The following is a 15415-nucleotide window of genomic DNA, read 5'->3' on the forward strand; positions in this document are numbered from 1 at the left end:
CTCTTCCCTCTACAGGCACCCGCGGATCGCTCCGCGGGTGCCTTCTTCGTTGCGGCGGCCGGTTTCGCCGCTCGGCCGGTCGACGGTCGCGCTTGTCTTCGGGCCCAACCAGGGATATCCATGCTGCCTGCGTCGCCGGCCCCGCACATCTCCGTGCGGTCCCGAGATCGGCGCCGAGGAGAGACGAGCCTTGGCCAGCGCCGGCTCAGCACCCGTCATCGTCGAGGCCGCGACCGCGGCGTCGCTGACGCGCGCCCTCCGCTCGCTTCTGCTTACCCGCCCCTGAGGGCCGTCCGGGCGTTCGCCTGGGCCTTCAGGGGATCGCATGGCCGACCTCACAGGCTTCGAAGGCCGCCCGATCCGCTCGGCGGGGGCGCGCCGCGACAGGGTGGACAACCGATGACCAGCGTTTCCGAGACGAAAAAAGACCGCGTCGTGATCTTCGACACGACGTTGCGCGACGGCGAGCAATGCCCGGGCGCGACCATGACCCTTGACGAGAAGCTCGCCGTCGCCGAGCTGCTCGACGCGATGGGCGTCGACGTCATCGAGGCCGGCTTCCCGATCGCCTCGAACGGCGACTTCGAGGCCGTCTCGGAGATCGCCCGCCGCGCCAAGCGCGCCACCATCGCCGGGCTCGCCCGCGCCATCCCCGCCGACATCGCCCGGGCCGGCGAAGCGGTGCGGCACGCCCGCCAGGGGCGCATCCACACCTTCGTCTCGACCTCGCCGATTCATCTCGCGCACCAGATGCGCAAGACCGAGGACGAGGTCGTCGAGATCATCCTCAAGACGGTGGCGCAGGCCCGCGACCTCGTCGCCGACGTCGAGTGGTCGGCGATGGACGCGACCCGCACGCCGATCGACTACCTGTGCCGCTGCGTCGAGGCGGCGATCAAGGCCGGCGCGACGACGATCAACCTGCCCGACACCGTCGGCTACGCGACGCCGGGCGAGTACCGCGCGATGTTCGAGGCGGTGCGCGAGCGTGTGCCGAACGCCGACAAGGCGATCTTCTCGGTCCATTGCCACAACGATCTCGGCCTCGCGATCGCCAACACGTTGGCCGGCATCGAGGGCGGCGCGCGGCAGGTCGAGTGCACGATCAACGGCATCGGCGAGCGCGCGGGCAACGCGGCGCTTGAGGAGGTGGTGATGGCAATCCGCACCCGCTCCGACGTGCTGCCCTACGAGACCGGCATCGAATCGACGATGCTGACCCGGGCCTCGAAGCTCGTCAGCCACGCCACGAACTTCCCGGTACAATTCAACAAGGCAATCGTCGGCCGCAACGCCTTCGCGCACGAGAGCGGCATCCACCAGGACGGCATGCTCAAGCACGCCGAGACCTACGAGATCATGACCCCGGCCTCGGTCGGCCTCACCAAGACCAACCTGGTGATGGGCAAGCATTCCGGCCGCGCCGCCTTCCGCTCGAAGCTCGACGAGCTCGGATTGAGGCTGTCCGACAACCAGCTGCAGGACGTTTTCGAGCGGTTCAAGGCCTTGGCCGACCGCAAGAAGAACGTCTACGACGAGGACATCGAGGCGCTGGTCGACGAGAATCTCGCCACCGCGCACGACCGCATCCGCCTGGTCTCGCTCTCGGTCATCGCCGGCACGCGCGGGCCGCAGCGCGCGACCATGAAGGTCGCCGTCGACGGCAAGACGCTCACCGAGGAGGCCGACGGCAACGGGCCGGTCGACGCGGTGTTCAACGCGATCCAGGCGCTGGTGCCGCACGAGGCGCAGCTCGAGCTCTACCAGGTCCACGCGGTTACCGCCGGCACGGATGCCCAGGCGGAGGTCTCGGTGCGGCTGAAGGCCGGCGAGCGCTCGATCACCGCACGCGGCGCCGACCCCGACACCCTCGTCGCCTCGGCCAAGGCCTACCTCTCGGCGCTGAACAAGCTCTCGGCCTCGGCCGTACGCCTCCACGCGCAGCACGCGGCGGCGGAGTAGGCCGAAAACCGACCGGCCCGGGGGAAAATTCCCGCTCGCGGGCAAAAACCGCGAACACGGGGTGGACAGCCCCCGGCCCGGTTGGTATCAGCCCGCATCGCAGCGGGACTTGGTGGACCGCGGCGGATCGCTCAATGCGATCGGGCGCATAGCTCAGTTGGTAGAGCAGCTGACTCTTAATCAGCGGGTCCTAGGTTCGAACCCTAGTGCGCCCACCAAAAGATTCCGAACTTCGATGATGTCAGGGCAGGACGCGGTCGCGCGTTCTGCCCTTCTTCGTTTGGTCCGGCGCCAGCGATCACGCGTGTCTCGCCGATTCGGCCTCGCGCCTGCATTCTGCATGCAGTTTGGCCCGGGCCTTGCTGGATCCCGCCGTCAGCGTGGAGCCGGTGATGGATGCGGTTGCGAACGGCCGGGACGTGCAGCTCGCCCTGCGGGGCATCCGCAAGGCGTTCCCGGCGAAGGGTGGTGCCGTCCCGGTGCTCGACGGGCTGAGCTTCGACATCTACGAGCGCGACTTCGTCAGCATCATCGGGCCGTCCGGCTGCGGCAAGACCACGGTCTTCAACGTGATCGCCGGCCTGCTCGAGCCCGACGCGGGGACGATGCGCTTTCGCGGCGAGATCGTGCCCGGCCTGTCCGGCCGCGTCGGCTACATGATGCAGAAGGACCTGCTGTTCCCCTGGCGCACGGTCCTGCAGAACGTGATGCTCGGCCTGGAGATGAAGGGCGTCGACGCCAGGGCCGCCACCGAGACGGCACGGGACTACCTCGCCCGCTTCGGCCTGTCCGGCTTCGAGAACGCCTCCCCCAAGACCCTGTCAGGCGGCATGCGGCAGCGCGCGGCGCTGATCCGGACGCTGATCATGGATCCGGACATCCTGCTCCTCGACGAGCCGTTCTCGGCGCTCGACTACCAGACCCGGCTCTACCTCGAAGGCGTGCTGCTCGACGCGGTCGAGACCTTCCACAAGACCGTCGTGCTCGTGACCCACGACATCGACGAGGCGGTGGCGCTCTCGAAGCGCGTTGTGGTGCTGGGCAATCGCCCGACCCGGGTGAAGGCGGTGCACGACATCGCGCTCAGCGATCGGTCGCCGATCGGCGCCCGCAGCGATCCGCGCTTCTCCGAGTATTTCAATACGCTCTGCGGCGAGCTCGACATCCAGACCAGCGCGAGGGCGGCCTGATGGCGATCCAGATCCTATCCCACGAACAGGCACCGCCGGAGGCGGCGAGCCGACCGACGCCGCCGGCCCGACGCCGCCGGCCCGGTGCCCTGGCACGGGCGATCGACACCACGCTCGGGCGCGGACTGATCCAGCTCCTCGCGGTGGCCGTGTTCTTCGCGGCTTGGGAGGTCGCGGTCGATGCCGGCTGGCTCACCGAGTTCCTGGTCGGCGCGCCCTCGGGCATCTGGCGGGTGTTCGTCAAGAGCGTGCTCGACGGCAGCCTCGCCCACGACACCTGGCTCACGGTGGTGGAGGCCATCCTGGGCTTCGTGATCGGCACCGCGATCGGCTCGGTCGCGGGGCTCGGGCTCTGGTACTCGGTGCTGGTGGCGCGGATCGTCGAGCCGTTCATCGTCGCGATCAACTCGGTGCCGAAGATCGCGCTCGCCCCGATCGTGATCCTGTGGTTCGGCACCGGGTTCGTCTCGAAGGTCGCGCTCGCGGTCTCGCTGACGGCGCTGGTCGCGCTGATCGCGGCGTACCAGGCCGCCCGGGACGCCGATCCCGACCTGCAGGCGCTGCTGGCCTCGATGGGCGCCTCGAAGAACCGGATCTTCCGCTCGGTGATCGTGCCGTCGACGCTGCCGGCGATCATCGGGATGTTCCGGATCAACATCGGCTTCGCGCTGGTCGGCGCGGTCGTCGGCGAGTTCATCTCGTCCCAGGCCGGGCTCGGCCACCTGATCTACAACGCCTCGTCGCTCTACGACCTCAACGCCGTCTGGGTCGGGCTGTTCGTGCTGATGTTCGTCGGCTTCCTGCTCTACCACGTCATCGATTTCGCCGAGCGCCGCATCCTGCCGTGGCGGCAGGTCGACACCGCCTGCAGCGTCCAGGTCTGAGTTCCAAGCCGGCGGAGCGCGGCTCGCCGCGGCCGTCCGCCCCGCCCTTCCCGCCAGCAGAACGAGAGCCTTCCGATGATCCAGCGTCGTCCCCTCATCGCGACCGTCGCCGCGGCCTGGCTGATGGGGGCCCTGCCCGCCTCGGCGGCGGCGCTGAAGGCGACCGCGAGCCAGGCCTTCCAGTCGATGCTCTACCTGCCGCTCTACGTCGCCCTGGACGAGGGCCTGTTCGAGAAGGCCGGCATCGACGTGACCAAGGAGACGGCCGGCGCGCCGAGCGTCGCGCTCTCGGCGGTGATCTCGAAGAGCGCGCAGTTCTCGATCCACGGCCCGGAATGGACCGCGGTGGCGGCCTCCAAGGGCGCGCCCGTCGGCGTCATCGCCAACGTCGTCAACGGTGCCGCCGTGTGGATCGCGACGACGCCGGACTTCGTCTTCAACGACGTGAAGGACCTCAAGGGGCAGACCATCGTCACCGGGTTGATGCCGACGACGAGCACCTCGCTGTTCCTCAAGCTCTTGAAGGAGAACGGCCTGTCGAAGGACGACGTGACGCTGACGCAGGTGCAGCTCGGCACCGAGCCGGGCCCGTTCCTCGCCGGCCAGGCCAAGGTCGCCGTGCTGTACGAGCCCGGCCTCGATCAGGTCGCCGCCAAGGGGATGAAGGTCGTCCTCGGCTTCCCCGAGAAGTACGGCCCCTACGCGTTCTCGGCGGTGAGCGCGCGCAGGGATGTCGATCCGGCGGTGGCGCAGGCCTTCGTCGACGGCATGCAGGCGGCGATCCGGCTGATGCAGTCCGATCCGGCCAAGGCGGTCGCGGTGGCGAAGAAGGAGTTCCCCAACCTCGATCCGACCGTGGTCGAGGCTGCGGTCAAGCGCATGATGGGCGACAAGGTCTATCCGGAAAGCGTCGACATCACGTCCGATGCCCTCAAGATCGCCCTCGATACGCAGATCGCCCTCGGCAACCTCGCGGCCCAGCCGGACTACGCCACCTTCGTGCGGCGCGATTTCATCACCAAGGCGATGGCCGGCCAGTAGCGCCCGGTGCCGTCCGCGATCTCAGCGCGGATGGTCCCCCGTCTCAGCGGGCGGCCGGACGCGACGATCGGAGGGACTTCGCTGCCATCGACGCGCTCGGTGGCAGATCGTTCGCGCTCGGAACCGCCGCGTCCTTCTCCGGGAGGGGGCCGGGCTTCTTCGCCTCCCGTTCGCGCTCGAAGCCGTAGCCGAGGTTCACGCCGGCATAGGCGCCGGTGAAATCCTCGGCCCTCGCCTGCTGCGCCGTGGCGAGGGCGAGCAGGATTCCGAACGGTACGGTACAACGCATGAGATGTCTCCGATTGCCGTCCCGGAACGCAAAACGGCGGCCCCGTGAGGGACCGCCGGTTCCAATCGCAGCGGGAAGGCGGCGGAAGCGAGGCCGCCGCGTTCGCCAAAAACGCCGCCGATCAATCGTCGACGTTGATGCTCTGAGCCTCGCGGCCCTTCTGGCCGTCGACCACACCGAGCGTCACGGTCTGACCCTCGGCAAGCGACTCGAGGCCGGCCCGCGACAGGGCAGAGCGATGGACGAACACGTCCTTGCCGCCGTCGTTCACCGACACGAAGCCGAAGCCCTTGGCCGGGTCGTACCACTTCACGGTGCCCTGCATCTCGGTCGAGGGGCCCGAGGCGACGCGGCCACCGCCGCCGTAACCGCCGCCGCCGCCACCGAAGCCGCCTCCGGCGCCGCCGTAACCACCGCCGGCACCGTAGCCGCCGGCGCCGCCGAAGCCGCCGGCGCGCGGGGGACGCGCATCGCGCATCTCGCGCCGGGGCGGAGCCGCCTCGGCCGTCGAGGTGTCGACGCTGGTCACGTTGGTGACCTGCGGACCCTTCTGGCCCTGCGCGGTCTGAACGGTGAGCCGGGTGCCCGGCAGCAGGTCGTCATGGCCGGCTGCCTCGACGGCGCGGATGTGGAGGAAGGCGTCGCCCGAGCCGTCGCCCAGCTCAACGAAGCCGAAGCCCTTCTCCTTGTTGAACCACTTGACCGTGGCATCGCGCTCCGGACCCGTAGGGGCCGCCGCAGCCCGGGGAGCGCCGCGATCGAAACCACCGCCGCCGCCACCGAACCCGCCACCGCCGCCGCCGAAGCCGCCGCCACCGTATCCGCCGCCACTCGGGGGAGCCTGATCAGGCCATCTTGGCTCTGCGCCACCCTCATCGAAGCCGCGCTTCTGCGGCCCCCGGAAATCACGACCACGTCCCATCGAAAGCTCGCCAAAAACCGTCCGCCGACCACGTCTCGAATACCGCGTGCGCGCCATCCCAGACAGCTCACGCCCCGCACTCCCATTACCCCCGGTCGCGGTAACCAAGAATAACGCCTCAGTCCTGACGCAATTGGCCGTTGACCGCAAGGACCTTGTTGTCGATCAGCTCGGAGTTCCATCACTTTCTCGTCGTCGTGAAACCCAGGCTGCAGAGCGCGCCGTGTTAGGGAAGCGCAAAGGCCGGGCGCGTATGAAGGGGGACAGGCTCCCGCATCCGCCGGGCCCCGCGTGCCGCCCCCTCGATGATCGCGACCCCGACCTTCCCGGACTTCTCCGCCCTCGTGGTCGACGAGAGCCTCTACATCCGTCGAATCGTGCGCGACATGCTGATGCGCGTCGGCATCAAGCGGGTGCTGGAGGCGCCGGACGGGGCCGAGGCGCTCGGCGTGCTCGCCGAGAGCAAGCCCGACCTGACGATCATCGACTGGGACCTGGCGATCCTCTCGGGCGAGGAGTTCATCCGGCTGGCACGCACGCCCTCGACCTCGCCTTGCCCGACGATTCCCATCATCCTGATGCTCGCCCAGCCGCGTCGGAACGTTGTCGACCGCGCGATCACCCTCGGCGTCAACGAGATCATCGCGAAACCGTTTTCGCCCAAGACGTTGTGGTCGCGCCTCGACGAGGTGATCAACCGGCCGCGACCCTACTCCCAGGTGAAGAGCCTGCTGCGGCCGACCTCCCGCGCCGCCAGCCTCGCCAAGGCGATGGCCTGACGCGACCGCGTGATCGCGCATCGCATCCGATGTCTCGGCGGCCGGGTCTCGGCGTCGGGCGCATGGTTTTCGATCCTCGTCGCCGGCTGCGGTCGCGCCGACGGCCGTGGATGCAGTCCCGGCATTCGTGAACGGGACGTTGCAGTTCGCCGCCGAGCGAGTAGGGTCGAGCGTGAATGATGGCCGGGCGGTTCGCCGGGGCCAGGGATGGGAAAGCGCGGCGACGCCGATGAGGGACGAGAGTGGCGCGACCGCGCCGGCCCGCCCCCAGGGCGCGCCACCGGCAGGGGCACCCGGTTCCGCCCCCGCGGTCTCGCATCGCGACGTGCGCCGCAACGCCTACGCGGCCCTGGATCTCGGCACCAACAACTGCCGCCTGCTCATCGCCGAGCCGTCCTCGCACGGATTCCGGGTGATCGACGCGTTCTCGCGCATCGTCCGGCTCGGCGAGGGGCTCGGCAGCTCCGACCGGCTCAGCGAGGCGGCGATCGAGCGGACGATCGACGCGCTGCGGATCTGCAAGGGGAAGATGCGCGCCCGCGGCGTCGGGCGGGCCAAGATCATCGCCACGGAGGCCTGCCGGCTCGCCGTGAACGGTGCCGAGTTCGTTGCGCGCGTGCGGGCCGAGGTGGGCCTCGATCTCGAGATCGTCGACCGGCAGACCGAAGCCTATCTCGCCGTCACCGGCTGCGCCGCGCTCGCCGACCCGCAAGCCGAATCGGTGGTGATCTTCGACATCGGCGGCGGCTCGACCGAGATCGCCTGGCTCGACGGCTCGGCCGCCAACCCCTCGACCGATCCGACCCTGCGCATCCGCGCCTGGGATTCGCTGCCGGTCGGCGTCGTCACCCTGGCCGAGCGCCACGGCGGCTCCGAGGTGACGCGGATGATGTTCGAGGGCATGGTCGAGGAGGTGGCCGAGATGCTGGGCCCCTTCGCGATCCGCGCGGCGGCCGCGGCGACGGCGCCCGGCTTCCACCTGCTCGGAACCTCCGGCACCGTCACCACCATCGCGGCGATGCACCTGCGCCTCGTGCGCTACGAGCGTCGCCGGGTCGACGGGCTGTGGATGAGCGACGCCGAGGTCGCCGGTGCGATCGACGACCTGCTCGACACGCGGCTCGACCAGCGGGCGGAGAACCCGTGCATCGGCCGCGACCGCGCCGACCTGGTCCTCGCCGGCTGCGCGATCCTGGAGGCGATCCGCCGGGCCTTCCCGGCCGAGCGCCTGCGCATCGCCGATCGCGGCCTGCGCGAAGGATTGTTGATGAACATGATGCGGGAAGACGGCGTGTGGCGCCGCGGGGGCTACCGGTGACCGACAGGCGTGGCGGAGCGGGCGCGACGGGCGGAGTCCGCGGCGATCTCAAGCAGCGGGTGAAGACCGGGCGCGGGCGCACCCATTCGCAGAAGAGCTGGCTCGAGCGCCAGCTCAACGATCCCTACGTTCAGCGGGCCAAGCGCGAAGGATACCGCTCGCGGGCGGCCTTCAAGCTGATGGAGATCGACGAGCGCTTCAAGCTGCTGAAGCCCGGCCAGCGCATCGTCGATCTCGGCGCCGCCCCCGGCGGCTGGTCGCAGGTCGCGGCGAAGATCGTCGGCGAGACCGGCCGCATCGTCGGAATCGACCTGCTCGAGATCGAGCCGATGCCGGGCGTCGAGTTCATCACCCTCGACTTCCTCGACCCCGAGGCGCCGAAGCGCCTCACCGGCCTGCTCGGCGGCCCGGCCGACCTCGTGCTGTCCGACATGGCCGCCAACGCCACCGGCCACAAGAAGACCGATCACCTGCGCATCATCGGGCTCGCCGAGACCGCGGCCGAGTTCGCCCGGGAGGTTCTGGCGCCCGGCGGCGCCTACCTCGCCAAGGTGCTGCAGGGCGGCACAGAGACCGCGTTGCTCACCGACCTCAAGCGCGACTTCTCCCTCGTGCGGCACGTCAAGCCGAATGCGAGCCGGGCCGATTCGAGCGAGCTCTACGTGCTGGCGACCGGCTATCGCGGGCCGACGCCGGCCCTCGCCCTCGCCGAGGCGGACGGGGACTGATTCGCGGCGCTCCGCCTGCTGCGCGCACGGGCGGTCCGGCTCGAAACGCCGGTGCCGTGGCACCCATGCCGGCTCGGTGACCTGCCGCGAGAGCCTATCGCTCGACGCCCGCTGGCACTGCCGGGAGGCCTGGATCTCACGTCTCTCCGGCCCGTTCTCTGCGTCCGAGCGTATCCCGACCGGATGAAGGCCGGATCGGCCCTTCGGGGACCGAACTTCGGATACGAAAAAGGCCGCCCCGGAGATCCGGAGCGGCCTGTCTCGCGGGAATGTTGGCGTCTACTCGACCGAGGAGGCGCCGTCCGGTGCCATGGTCTCCGGCGAACCTTCGGCCTCGGTCCCCTCGAAGCGCGGGCGCCGCCGGCGACGGACCTTCGGAGCCGGCGCGTCCTCGCCTTCGGCCGTGGGCGGTCTCGGCGGCTGCGCCTCCGCCACGGGCGCTTCGGCGGCCGGCGGCAGGCGGGGCGGCGTCATCAGGAAGGCCGGGAGGCCGGCCGCATCCTCGGCGACGGGCCCCGGCTCCTCGCGGCGACGCTCGCGCCGGGCCGGAGCCTCGGCCCGGGCCGGCGCTTCCGCACGCACCGGCGCCTCGGCGCGGGCCGGCATCTCGGTCCGGGCCTCCTGGCGCGGCTCGCGGCGCGGCTGCTCCGTGCGTCCGTTCTCGTTACGGTTCTCGCGGGGCGCTTCGGCGCGCGGCTGCTCCTGACGAGACGGATCCTGGCGCGAAAGGTCCTGGCGCGGAAACTCGTCCCGCGACTGATCGCGGCGGTTGAACTCGGCGCGGTTCTCCTGCCGATTGTCCTGGCGCGGATACTCCTGCCGCCCGTTCTCCTGCCGCCCGCTGTCCTGGCGGTTGAAGGTCTGCCGGGGCGCGTCCTGGCGATCGTAATCGGCGCGCTGGCCGTGCTCCTGGCGGCCCTGATCCTGCCGGCCGCCGTCCTGGCGGTTGCCGTCGGGACGCTGGTTGTCGAAGCGGGCGCCGTTGTCGAAGCGCGGCCGGTCGTTGCGGTTGTTCTGGAACCGGTCGCGGCGCTCCTGGCGGTCGCCGCGGTTCTGGTTCTGGCCGAACCTGTCCTGCTGGTTGCGATCCTGGCCGCGATCCTGGCGCCCGTCCTGCTGGCCGCCCTCGCTGCGGTTGTCGTAGGGCTGCGGCTGTTGGCCCGGATCGCCGTATTCGGGCGCGTAGCCGGCATAGCCCTGGCCGTTGGCCTCGCCGCCCTGCTCTTCGTCGCCGTCCTCCATGTCGTCGTCGTACGACCGCGAGGCGTAGCCGGCGCCGGCCTGCGGGCGGCCCTGCTCCTGCGCGCCGGAGATGATCCGGAAATAGTGCTCGCCGTGCTGGAAGTAGTTCTCCGCCGCCACCGGGTCGCCCGCCGCCTGCGCGTCCCGCGCGAGCTGAGCGTACTTGTCGGCGATGTGCTGGGCGGTGCCGCGGACTTTGACGTCGGGTCCGTTGGATTCGTAGGACCGGGTTAGCGGGTTCGGGCCCTTCGGCCGGTTCCGGCCGCGCACCCGTCGGTTCTGGTTTGGTCTCATCGGTCTCAGATGACCCTCGTTACTGCGAAAGGCGCGTCTGGTCGGGGGGAAGGCTGGGGGCCGGGCTCCCGAGGCGCCGCAGTGCGGGTCCTCGCCGGCGCCCGCGGACGGATCATCGGAATTGATCCACGAACCGCTCGCCTACCAGCCGTCTGTCCCGATCCCTCGGGGCCTACGCTTGCGTCCAAGACGCCCGTCGATTGTCAGGTTCGAAAACCGCCGCGCCGCTGCTCGAACCCGAGCCTGCGTCTGATCGACGGTGGAGCGATCGGCCGCCACCCCGTAAAGGATGCGCTATACCGAACCTACGGCTTTCCGTCTTAACGGATCGTCCGCGAACCGCAAGTCGAGACGGGGGATCCAGCGCGAAGTTGATGGGGATTCCGGCGAATTTTGCGTGATCGGTGCCATAAATCCCCTATGCGGGCGCCTTGTCGGGCCGACCGACGAACGACGCGACCCGCGTATGCCCGGCGAGATCGCGCGTGATGCCGCTCTGTCGAAGGCCCGCCTTCCGGCCCAGCTCCGTCACGGCGTCCGCCTGATCGTAGCCGATCTCGAGGTGGAGCGAGCCGCCCGGCGCGAGCAACCCGCCTGCCGTCGCATCGACGATCCGTCGATAGGCCGCAAGCCCGTCGCCGCCGCCGTCGAGCGCGGCCATCGGATCGTGCTCGCGCACCTCGCGATCGAGGCCGGCGATCACGGCGCTGGCGATGTAGGGCGGGTTCGAGACCACCCGGTCGAACCGGCCCACGAGCGCCTCGCACCAATCGCCGGCGACGAACAGGGTGCGATGAGCGACGCCATTGTCGAGCGCGTTCGCGCGCGCCGTGCGCAGGGCATTCCAGGAGCGATCGAGGCCGATGCCGGTCGCGTTCGGCAACGCGCTCAACAGCGCGACCAAGATGCAGCCGCTGCCGGTGCCGAGGTCGAGGATGCGGAGGGGGGCCGCCGTGTCCGAAACCGTTTCCAGCGTGGCGTCGACCAACGTTTCGGTGTCGGACCGCGGCACCAGCGTTTCCGGGGACAGCCGGAACGGCAGGCCCCAGAACTCCCACGTTCCGAGAATGCGGGCCACCGGTTCTCCGGCAACGCGCCGGCGCGCGGCGGCCTCCAACCTGTCCGCGCCCTCCGATCCGAGGGCTCGGCCGCCGTGCAGCGCGAGGTCGACGGCGCGGAGATCGAGCACGCCGAGCATCAGGAAGCGGGCATCGCCCTCGGGTATGCCTTCCGCGGCGAAGCATTCGGCGAGGCGCCGCAGGGCAAGGCTGCGCGTATGATCCGGGCGGACGATGCGCGCGTCGGCCCGTCCGCTCACGCCATGCCTTCCGCGGCGAGCAGCTCGGCCTGATGCTCCGTCACGAGCGCGTCGACCAGCTCGTCGAGGGCGGTGCCGGCGAGCATCTCCTCCAGCTTGTACAGGGTGAGGTTGATTCGGTGGTCGGTCACCCGGCCCTGCGGGAAGTTGTAGGTTCGGATGCGCTCCGAGCGGTCGCCGGTGCCGACCTGCGACTTGCGGTCGGCGGCGCGGACCGCATCCTTGGCCGAGCGCTCGGCATCGTAGAGCTTGGCCCGCAGCAGCGACATCGCGCGGGCGCGGTTCTTGTGCTGGGAGCGCTCCTCCTGGACGAAGATCACGATCCCCGACGGCAGGTGGGTGATGCGGATCGCCGATTCGGTCTTGTTGACGTGCTGGCCGCCGGCCCCCTGCGAGCGCATGGTGTCGATCTTCAGGTCGGCGTCGTTGACGACGATGTCGACCTCCTCGGCCTCGGGCAGGACCGCGACGGTGGCGGCGGAGGTGTGGATCCGCCCCTGCGCCTCGGTGTCGGGCACGCGCTGGACCCGGTGGGCGCCGCTCTCGAACTTCAGGCGGGCGAAGACGCCGCGGCCCTTCACCTCCGCCACGACCTCGCGATAGCCGCCGACGGTGCCCTCGCTCTCGGAGATGACCTCGACCTTCCAGCCCTTGGTGTCGGCGTACTTGGCGTACATCCGGAACAGGTCTCCGGCGAACAGCGCGGCTTCGTCGCCACCGGTGCCGGCGCGGATTTCGAGGATCGCGCTCTTCTCGTCGGCCGCGTCCTTGGGCAGCAGCATCAGCTGCAGGTCGCGGTGCGCCTTGATCAGCGCGTCCTCGGCGTCGGGCTTCTCGGCGGCGGCGAGCGCACGCATCTCCGGGTCGCCGCCGGGCTCGTCGATCAGCGCCTCGACCTCGGCCAGGTTGGCGGCCGCGGCGCGATAGGCGTGGATGCCGGCGACCACGGGATCGAGATCCGACAGCTCGCGGGAGAGCTGGACGATGCTCTCCGAGCTCGCATCGCCGGCGGCGAGGGTGCCGGTGACGATGTCGTGGCGCACGAGGATGGCGTCGAGGCGGTCGGGGGGAAAGGGGATCATCGACCGGGGTCTACTCTGGGACGCTGACGGAAACGAGCCTGGTCTTCACGCTGGGCGGGGTCAGACCGGGATGCCGTGGGCCTTGGCGAAGGCGGCGAGCGCCGGGCGGATCGAGGCGCCGTCATGGGCGCGGGCCATCTCGGCGTCGATCACGTCGGCGATCGCCCGCGCATCGAGGCTCAGCACCATCGCCTTGATCGGGCCGATCGAGGCGGGCGACATCGAGAGGTCGCGGAAGCCCATGCCGATCAGCGCCATCGCCTCGAGCGGCCGTCCGCCGATCTCGCCGCACACCGTCACCGGGCATCCGGCCGCGTTCGCGCGCTCGGCGATCAACCGGAAGGCGCGGATCGCCGCGGCGCAGAGCGGATCGAACCGGTCCGCGACGCGGCGGTTCTCGCGGTCGACCGCAAACAGGAACTGCATCAGGTCGTTCGAGCCGACCGACAGGAAGTCGGCCACCTGCGCGATCTCGTCGATCTGGAACAAGAGCGAGGGCACCTCGACCATCGCGCCGAGGCGGCAATCGCTCGGCAGCGGATGGCCGTGGCGGCGCAGATGCGCCTTCTCGCGATCGACGATCGCCTTGGCCCGGACGAACTCGTCGACCGTGGCGACCATCGGGAACATGATCTTGAGCGGGCGCCCGGCCGCCGCCCTCAGCAGCGCGCGCAGCTGCACACGAAGCAGCGCCGGTCGGTCGAGGCCGATCCGGATCGCGCGCCAGCCCAGCGCCGGGTTCTCCTCCTCGAGCTTGGGCATGTACGGCAGGATCTTGTCGCCGCCGATGTCGAGCGTGCGGATCGTCACCGGCCGGTCGCCGGTGGCGGCGAACACCGCCTCGTACAGCGCCTGCTGCTCGGCCGCCGAGGGCATCCGCTGCGCCACCATGAACTGCAGCTCGGTGCGGAACAGGCCGATGCCCTCCGCGCCGGTCTCGTTGAGGTGGCCGAGGTCGACGAGCAGGCCGGCATTGAGGTGCAGGCCGATGCGGATGCCGTCCCGGGTGATCGCGGGGACGTCGCGCAGCGCCCGGTACTGCTCCTGCCGCTTGGCGCGCAGGCGCACCATCTCGGCATAGGCCGCCTCGATCTCCGGCCCCGGGCGGACCTGGACCTCGCCGGAGACGCCGTCGACGATGATCGCGTCGCCCGAATCGCACAGCGCCGTCGCGTTCTCGACCTCGCCGACGGCAGGGATGCCGAGCGCCCGCGCGACGATCGCGATGTGGCTCGTCGGACCGCCCTCCTCCAGCACGACGCCGCGCAGGCGCGATGGATCGTAGTCGAGCAGCGCCGCCGGGCCCATCGAGCGGGCGACCAGGATCGCGTTGTCGGGCAGGTAGGCGCCCGCGCCCGCGCCCTCCTGCCCGGTCAAGCGGCGCAGCAGGCGGTTGGCGAGGTCGTCGAGGTCGTGCAGGCGATCGCGCAGGTACGGGTCGCTCTGGCGCATCATCCGGGCGCGGTTGTCCGACTGGACGCGCTCGACCGCCGCCTCCGCGGTCAAGCCCGAGACCACTGCCTCGCGCATCCGGCGCAGCCAGCCCTTGTCGTGGGCGAACATGCGCACCGTTTCCAGCACCTCGCGAGATTCGCCGGTGCCGATCTTGTCGCCGCGCTCGACCAGGTCGTCGATCGCCGAGCGCACCGCCTCGATCGCGGCCTCGAGCCGGGCGATCTCGGCCTCGACGTTCTCGGCGATCAGCGTCTTCACGACGATGCGCGGCTCGTGCAGCACCACGTGGCCGAGGCCGATGCCGTCGGCGAGCACGACGCCGCGGGCGTTGACGGCGCGGCGCGCCGCGGTGCCGGCGTCGGGAGCCAGCCCCTGCAGCTCGCCAGACGCGATCATCTCCGAGAGCACCATCGCGGTGGTCTGGAGCGCCTCGATCTCCTCGTCGGAATAGACGCGGTAGGTCTTGTTCTGGACGGTGAGCACGCCGAGCGTGTTGCCGGCCCGGAGCAGCGGCACGCCGAGGAAGGCGTGATACGCCTCCTCGCCCGTCTCTGGGCGGTAGGAGAAGGCCGGGTGGGTCTGCGCGTCGGAGAGCGACAACGGCTCGGCCGTCTGCGCGATCAGGCCGACGAGGCCCTCGTCGGCGCGCATCCGGGTCAGGTGGACCGCCTCGCGGTTCAGGCCCTCGGTGGCGAACAGCTCGAGCGTGTTGTCGTCGCGCAGGACGTAGACCGAGCACACCTCGGCGATGACGTTGGCGGCGATGACCACGACGATGCGGTCCAGGCGCGCCTGGGGGCTGACCGGCTCCGCCATGGCTTCGCGGAGGCGGCGCAGCAGCAGGCGCGGGCCTCCGGGCGCAGCGGGCATCGTCTGGTCAATCCCCTGTCAGCGCGACGCCGGGTGTCGGC

13 protein-coding genes and 1 tRNA gene are annotated in these 15415 nt (G+C 70.4%); 8 read left to right on the forward strand and 6 right to left on the reverse strand.

The window, feature by feature from the left end; all coding sequences use genetic code 11:
- Window positions 1–399 precede the first annotated feature (399 nt).
- The 5 genes from FV227_RS01870 (at window position 400) to FV227_RS01890 (ending at window position 5077) form a co-directional block, all read left to right on the forward strand.
- The gene (locus FV227_RS01870) at window positions 400–1962 is read left to right on the forward strand and encodes a 2-isopropylmalate synthase (RefSeq protein ID WP_147727980.1); all 1563 of its coding nucleotides are present in this window, start codon (window positions 400–402) and stop codon (window positions 1960–1962) included.
- 142 nt (window positions 1963–2104) lie between these two features.
- Window positions 2105–2180: transfer RNA gene (locus FV227_RS01875), tRNA-Lys, on the forward strand.
- Window positions 2181–2354: 174 nt separating this feature from the next.
- On the forward strand, window positions 2355–3152 hold the full coding sequence (locus tag FV227_RS01880) for an ABC transporter ATP-binding protein (protein ID WP_147858183.1): 798 nt from the start codon (window positions 2355–2357) through the stop codon (window positions 3150–3152).
- Window positions 3152–4036, forward strand: coding sequence for an ABC transporter permease (locus tag FV227_RS01885; RefSeq protein WP_147727982.1), 885 nt, complete (start codon window positions 3152–3154; stop codon window positions 4034–4036). The genes FV227_RS01880 and FV227_RS01885 overlap by 1 nt, the downstream gene beginning before the upstream one ends.
- Before the next feature lie 75 nt (window positions 4037–4111).
- On the forward strand, window positions 4112–5077 hold the full coding sequence (locus tag FV227_RS01890) for an ABC transporter substrate-binding protein (protein ID WP_147858184.1): 966 nt from the start codon (window positions 4112–4114) through the stop codon (window positions 5075–5077).
- Between the two features lie 43 nt (window positions 5078–5120).
- Here FV227_RS01890 and FV227_RS01895 read toward each other — a convergent pair whose 3' ends face one another.
- Window positions 5121–5366, reverse strand: a complete 246-nt coding sequence (locus FV227_RS01895) for a hypothetical protein (protein ID WP_147858185.1) — start codon at window positions 5364–5366, stop codon at window positions 5121–5123.
- A gap of 121 nt (window positions 5367–5487) precedes the next feature.
- The gene (locus FV227_RS30255; protein WP_147858186.1) at window positions 5488–6288 is read right to left on the reverse strand and encodes a cold shock domain-containing protein; all 801 of its coding nucleotides are present in this window, start codon (window positions 6286–6288) and stop codon (window positions 5488–5490) included.
- A gap of 305 nt (window positions 6289–6593) precedes the next feature.
- On the opposite strand from FV227_RS30255, the gene FV227_RS01905 reads away from it, so the two are divergent.
- The 3 genes from FV227_RS01905 (at window position 6594) to FV227_RS01915 (ending at window position 9113) form a co-directional block, all read left to right on the forward strand.
- Complete coding sequence (locus FV227_RS01905; protein ID WP_147729085.1) at window positions 6594–7067, forward strand: response regulator; 474 nt, start codon at window positions 6594–6596, stop codon at window positions 7065–7067.
- A gap of 229 nt (window positions 7068–7296) precedes the next feature.
- Complete coding sequence (locus tag FV227_RS01910) at window positions 7297–8385, forward strand: Ppx/GppA phosphatase family protein (RefSeq protein ID WP_147729084.1); 1089 nt, start codon at window positions 7297–7299, stop codon at window positions 8383–8385.
- Entirely contained in the window at window positions 8382–9113 is a 732-nt protein-coding gene (locus tag FV227_RS01915) for an RlmE family RNA methyltransferase (protein WP_147729083.1), read from the forward strand. The genes FV227_RS01910 and FV227_RS01915 overlap by 4 nt, the downstream gene beginning before the upstream one ends.
- Before the next feature lie 279 nt (window positions 9114–9392).
- Here FV227_RS01915 and FV227_RS01920 read toward each other — a convergent pair whose 3' ends face one another.
- The 4 genes from FV227_RS01920 to ptsP all read right to left on the reverse strand — a co-directional run bounded on the left by FV227_RS01920 (window position 9393) and on the right by ptsP (window position 15374).
- Complete coding sequence (locus FV227_RS01920) at window positions 9393–10625, reverse strand: DUF4167 domain-containing protein (protein WP_147858187.1); 1233 nt, start codon at window positions 10623–10625, stop codon at window positions 9393–9395.
- A gap of 442 nt (window positions 10626–11067) precedes the next feature.
- Window positions 11068–11910: a peptide chain release factor N(5)-glutamine methyltransferase gene (gene prmC / locus FV227_RS01925; protein WP_246686570.1), complete on the reverse strand. Its 843-nt coding sequence runs from the start codon at window positions 11908–11910 to the stop codon at window positions 11068–11070.
- 53 nt (window positions 11911–11963) lie between these two features.
- The gene (gene prfA / locus FV227_RS01930; protein ID WP_147726318.1) at window positions 11964–13049 is read right to left on the reverse strand and encodes a peptide chain release factor 1; all 1086 of its coding nucleotides are present in this window, start codon (window positions 13047–13049) and stop codon (window positions 11964–11966) included.
- A gap of 60 nt (window positions 13050–13109) precedes the next feature.
- Entirely contained in the window at window positions 13110–15374 is a 2265-nt protein-coding gene (ptsP, locus tag FV227_RS01935; protein WP_147726317.1) for a phosphoenolpyruvate--protein phosphotransferase, read from the reverse strand.
- Window positions 15375–15415 lie beyond the last annotated feature (41 nt).

The sequence above is a fragment of the Methylobacterium sp. WL119 genome (assembly GCF_008039875.1).
Lineage (GTDB): Bacteria > Pseudomonadota > Alphaproteobacteria > Rhizobiales > Beijerinckiaceae > Methylobacterium.

Bases quoted from the DNA above. Each gene is read 5' to 3' on its own strand.
- FV227_RS01910 (WP_147729084.1), top strand. From the start codon at position 7,297: ATGAGGGACGAGAGTGGCGCGACCGCGCCGGCCCGCCCCCAGGGCGCG.
- ptsP (WP_147726317.1), bottom strand. From the start codon at position 15,374: ATGCCCGCTGCGCCCGGAGGCCCGCGCCTGCTGCTGCGCCGCCTCCGC.
- FV227_RS01885 (WP_147727982.1), top strand. From the start codon at position 3,152: ATGGCGATCCAGATCCTATCCCACGAACAGGCACCGCCGGAGGCGGCG.
- prfA (WP_147726318.1), bottom strand. From the start codon at position 13,049: ATGATCCCCTTTCCCCCCGACCGCCTCGACGCCATCCTCGTGCGCCAC.
- FV227_RS01880 (WP_147858183.1), top strand. From the start codon at position 2,355: ATGGATGCGGTTGCGAACGGCCGGGACGTGCAGCTCGCCCTGCGGGGC.
- FV227_RS01870 (WP_147727980.1), top strand. From the start codon at position 400: ATGACCAGCGTTTCCGAGACGAAAAAAGACCGCGTCGTGATCTTCGAC.
- FV227_RS01890 (WP_147858184.1), top strand. From the start codon at position 4,112: ATGATCCAGCGTCGTCCCCTCATCGCGACCGTCGCCGCGGCCTGGCTG.
- FV227_RS01895 (WP_147858185.1), bottom strand. From the start codon at position 5,366: ATGCGTTGTACCGTACCGTTCGGAATCCTGCTCGCCCTCGCCACGGCG.
- FV227_RS30255 (WP_147858186.1), bottom strand. From the start codon at position 6,288: ATGGGACGTGGTCGTGATTTCCGGGGGCCGCAGAAGCGCGGCTTCGAT.
- FV227_RS01905 (WP_147729085.1), top strand. From the start codon at position 6,594: ATGATCGCGACCCCGACCTTCCCGGACTTCTCCGCCCTCGTGGTCGAC.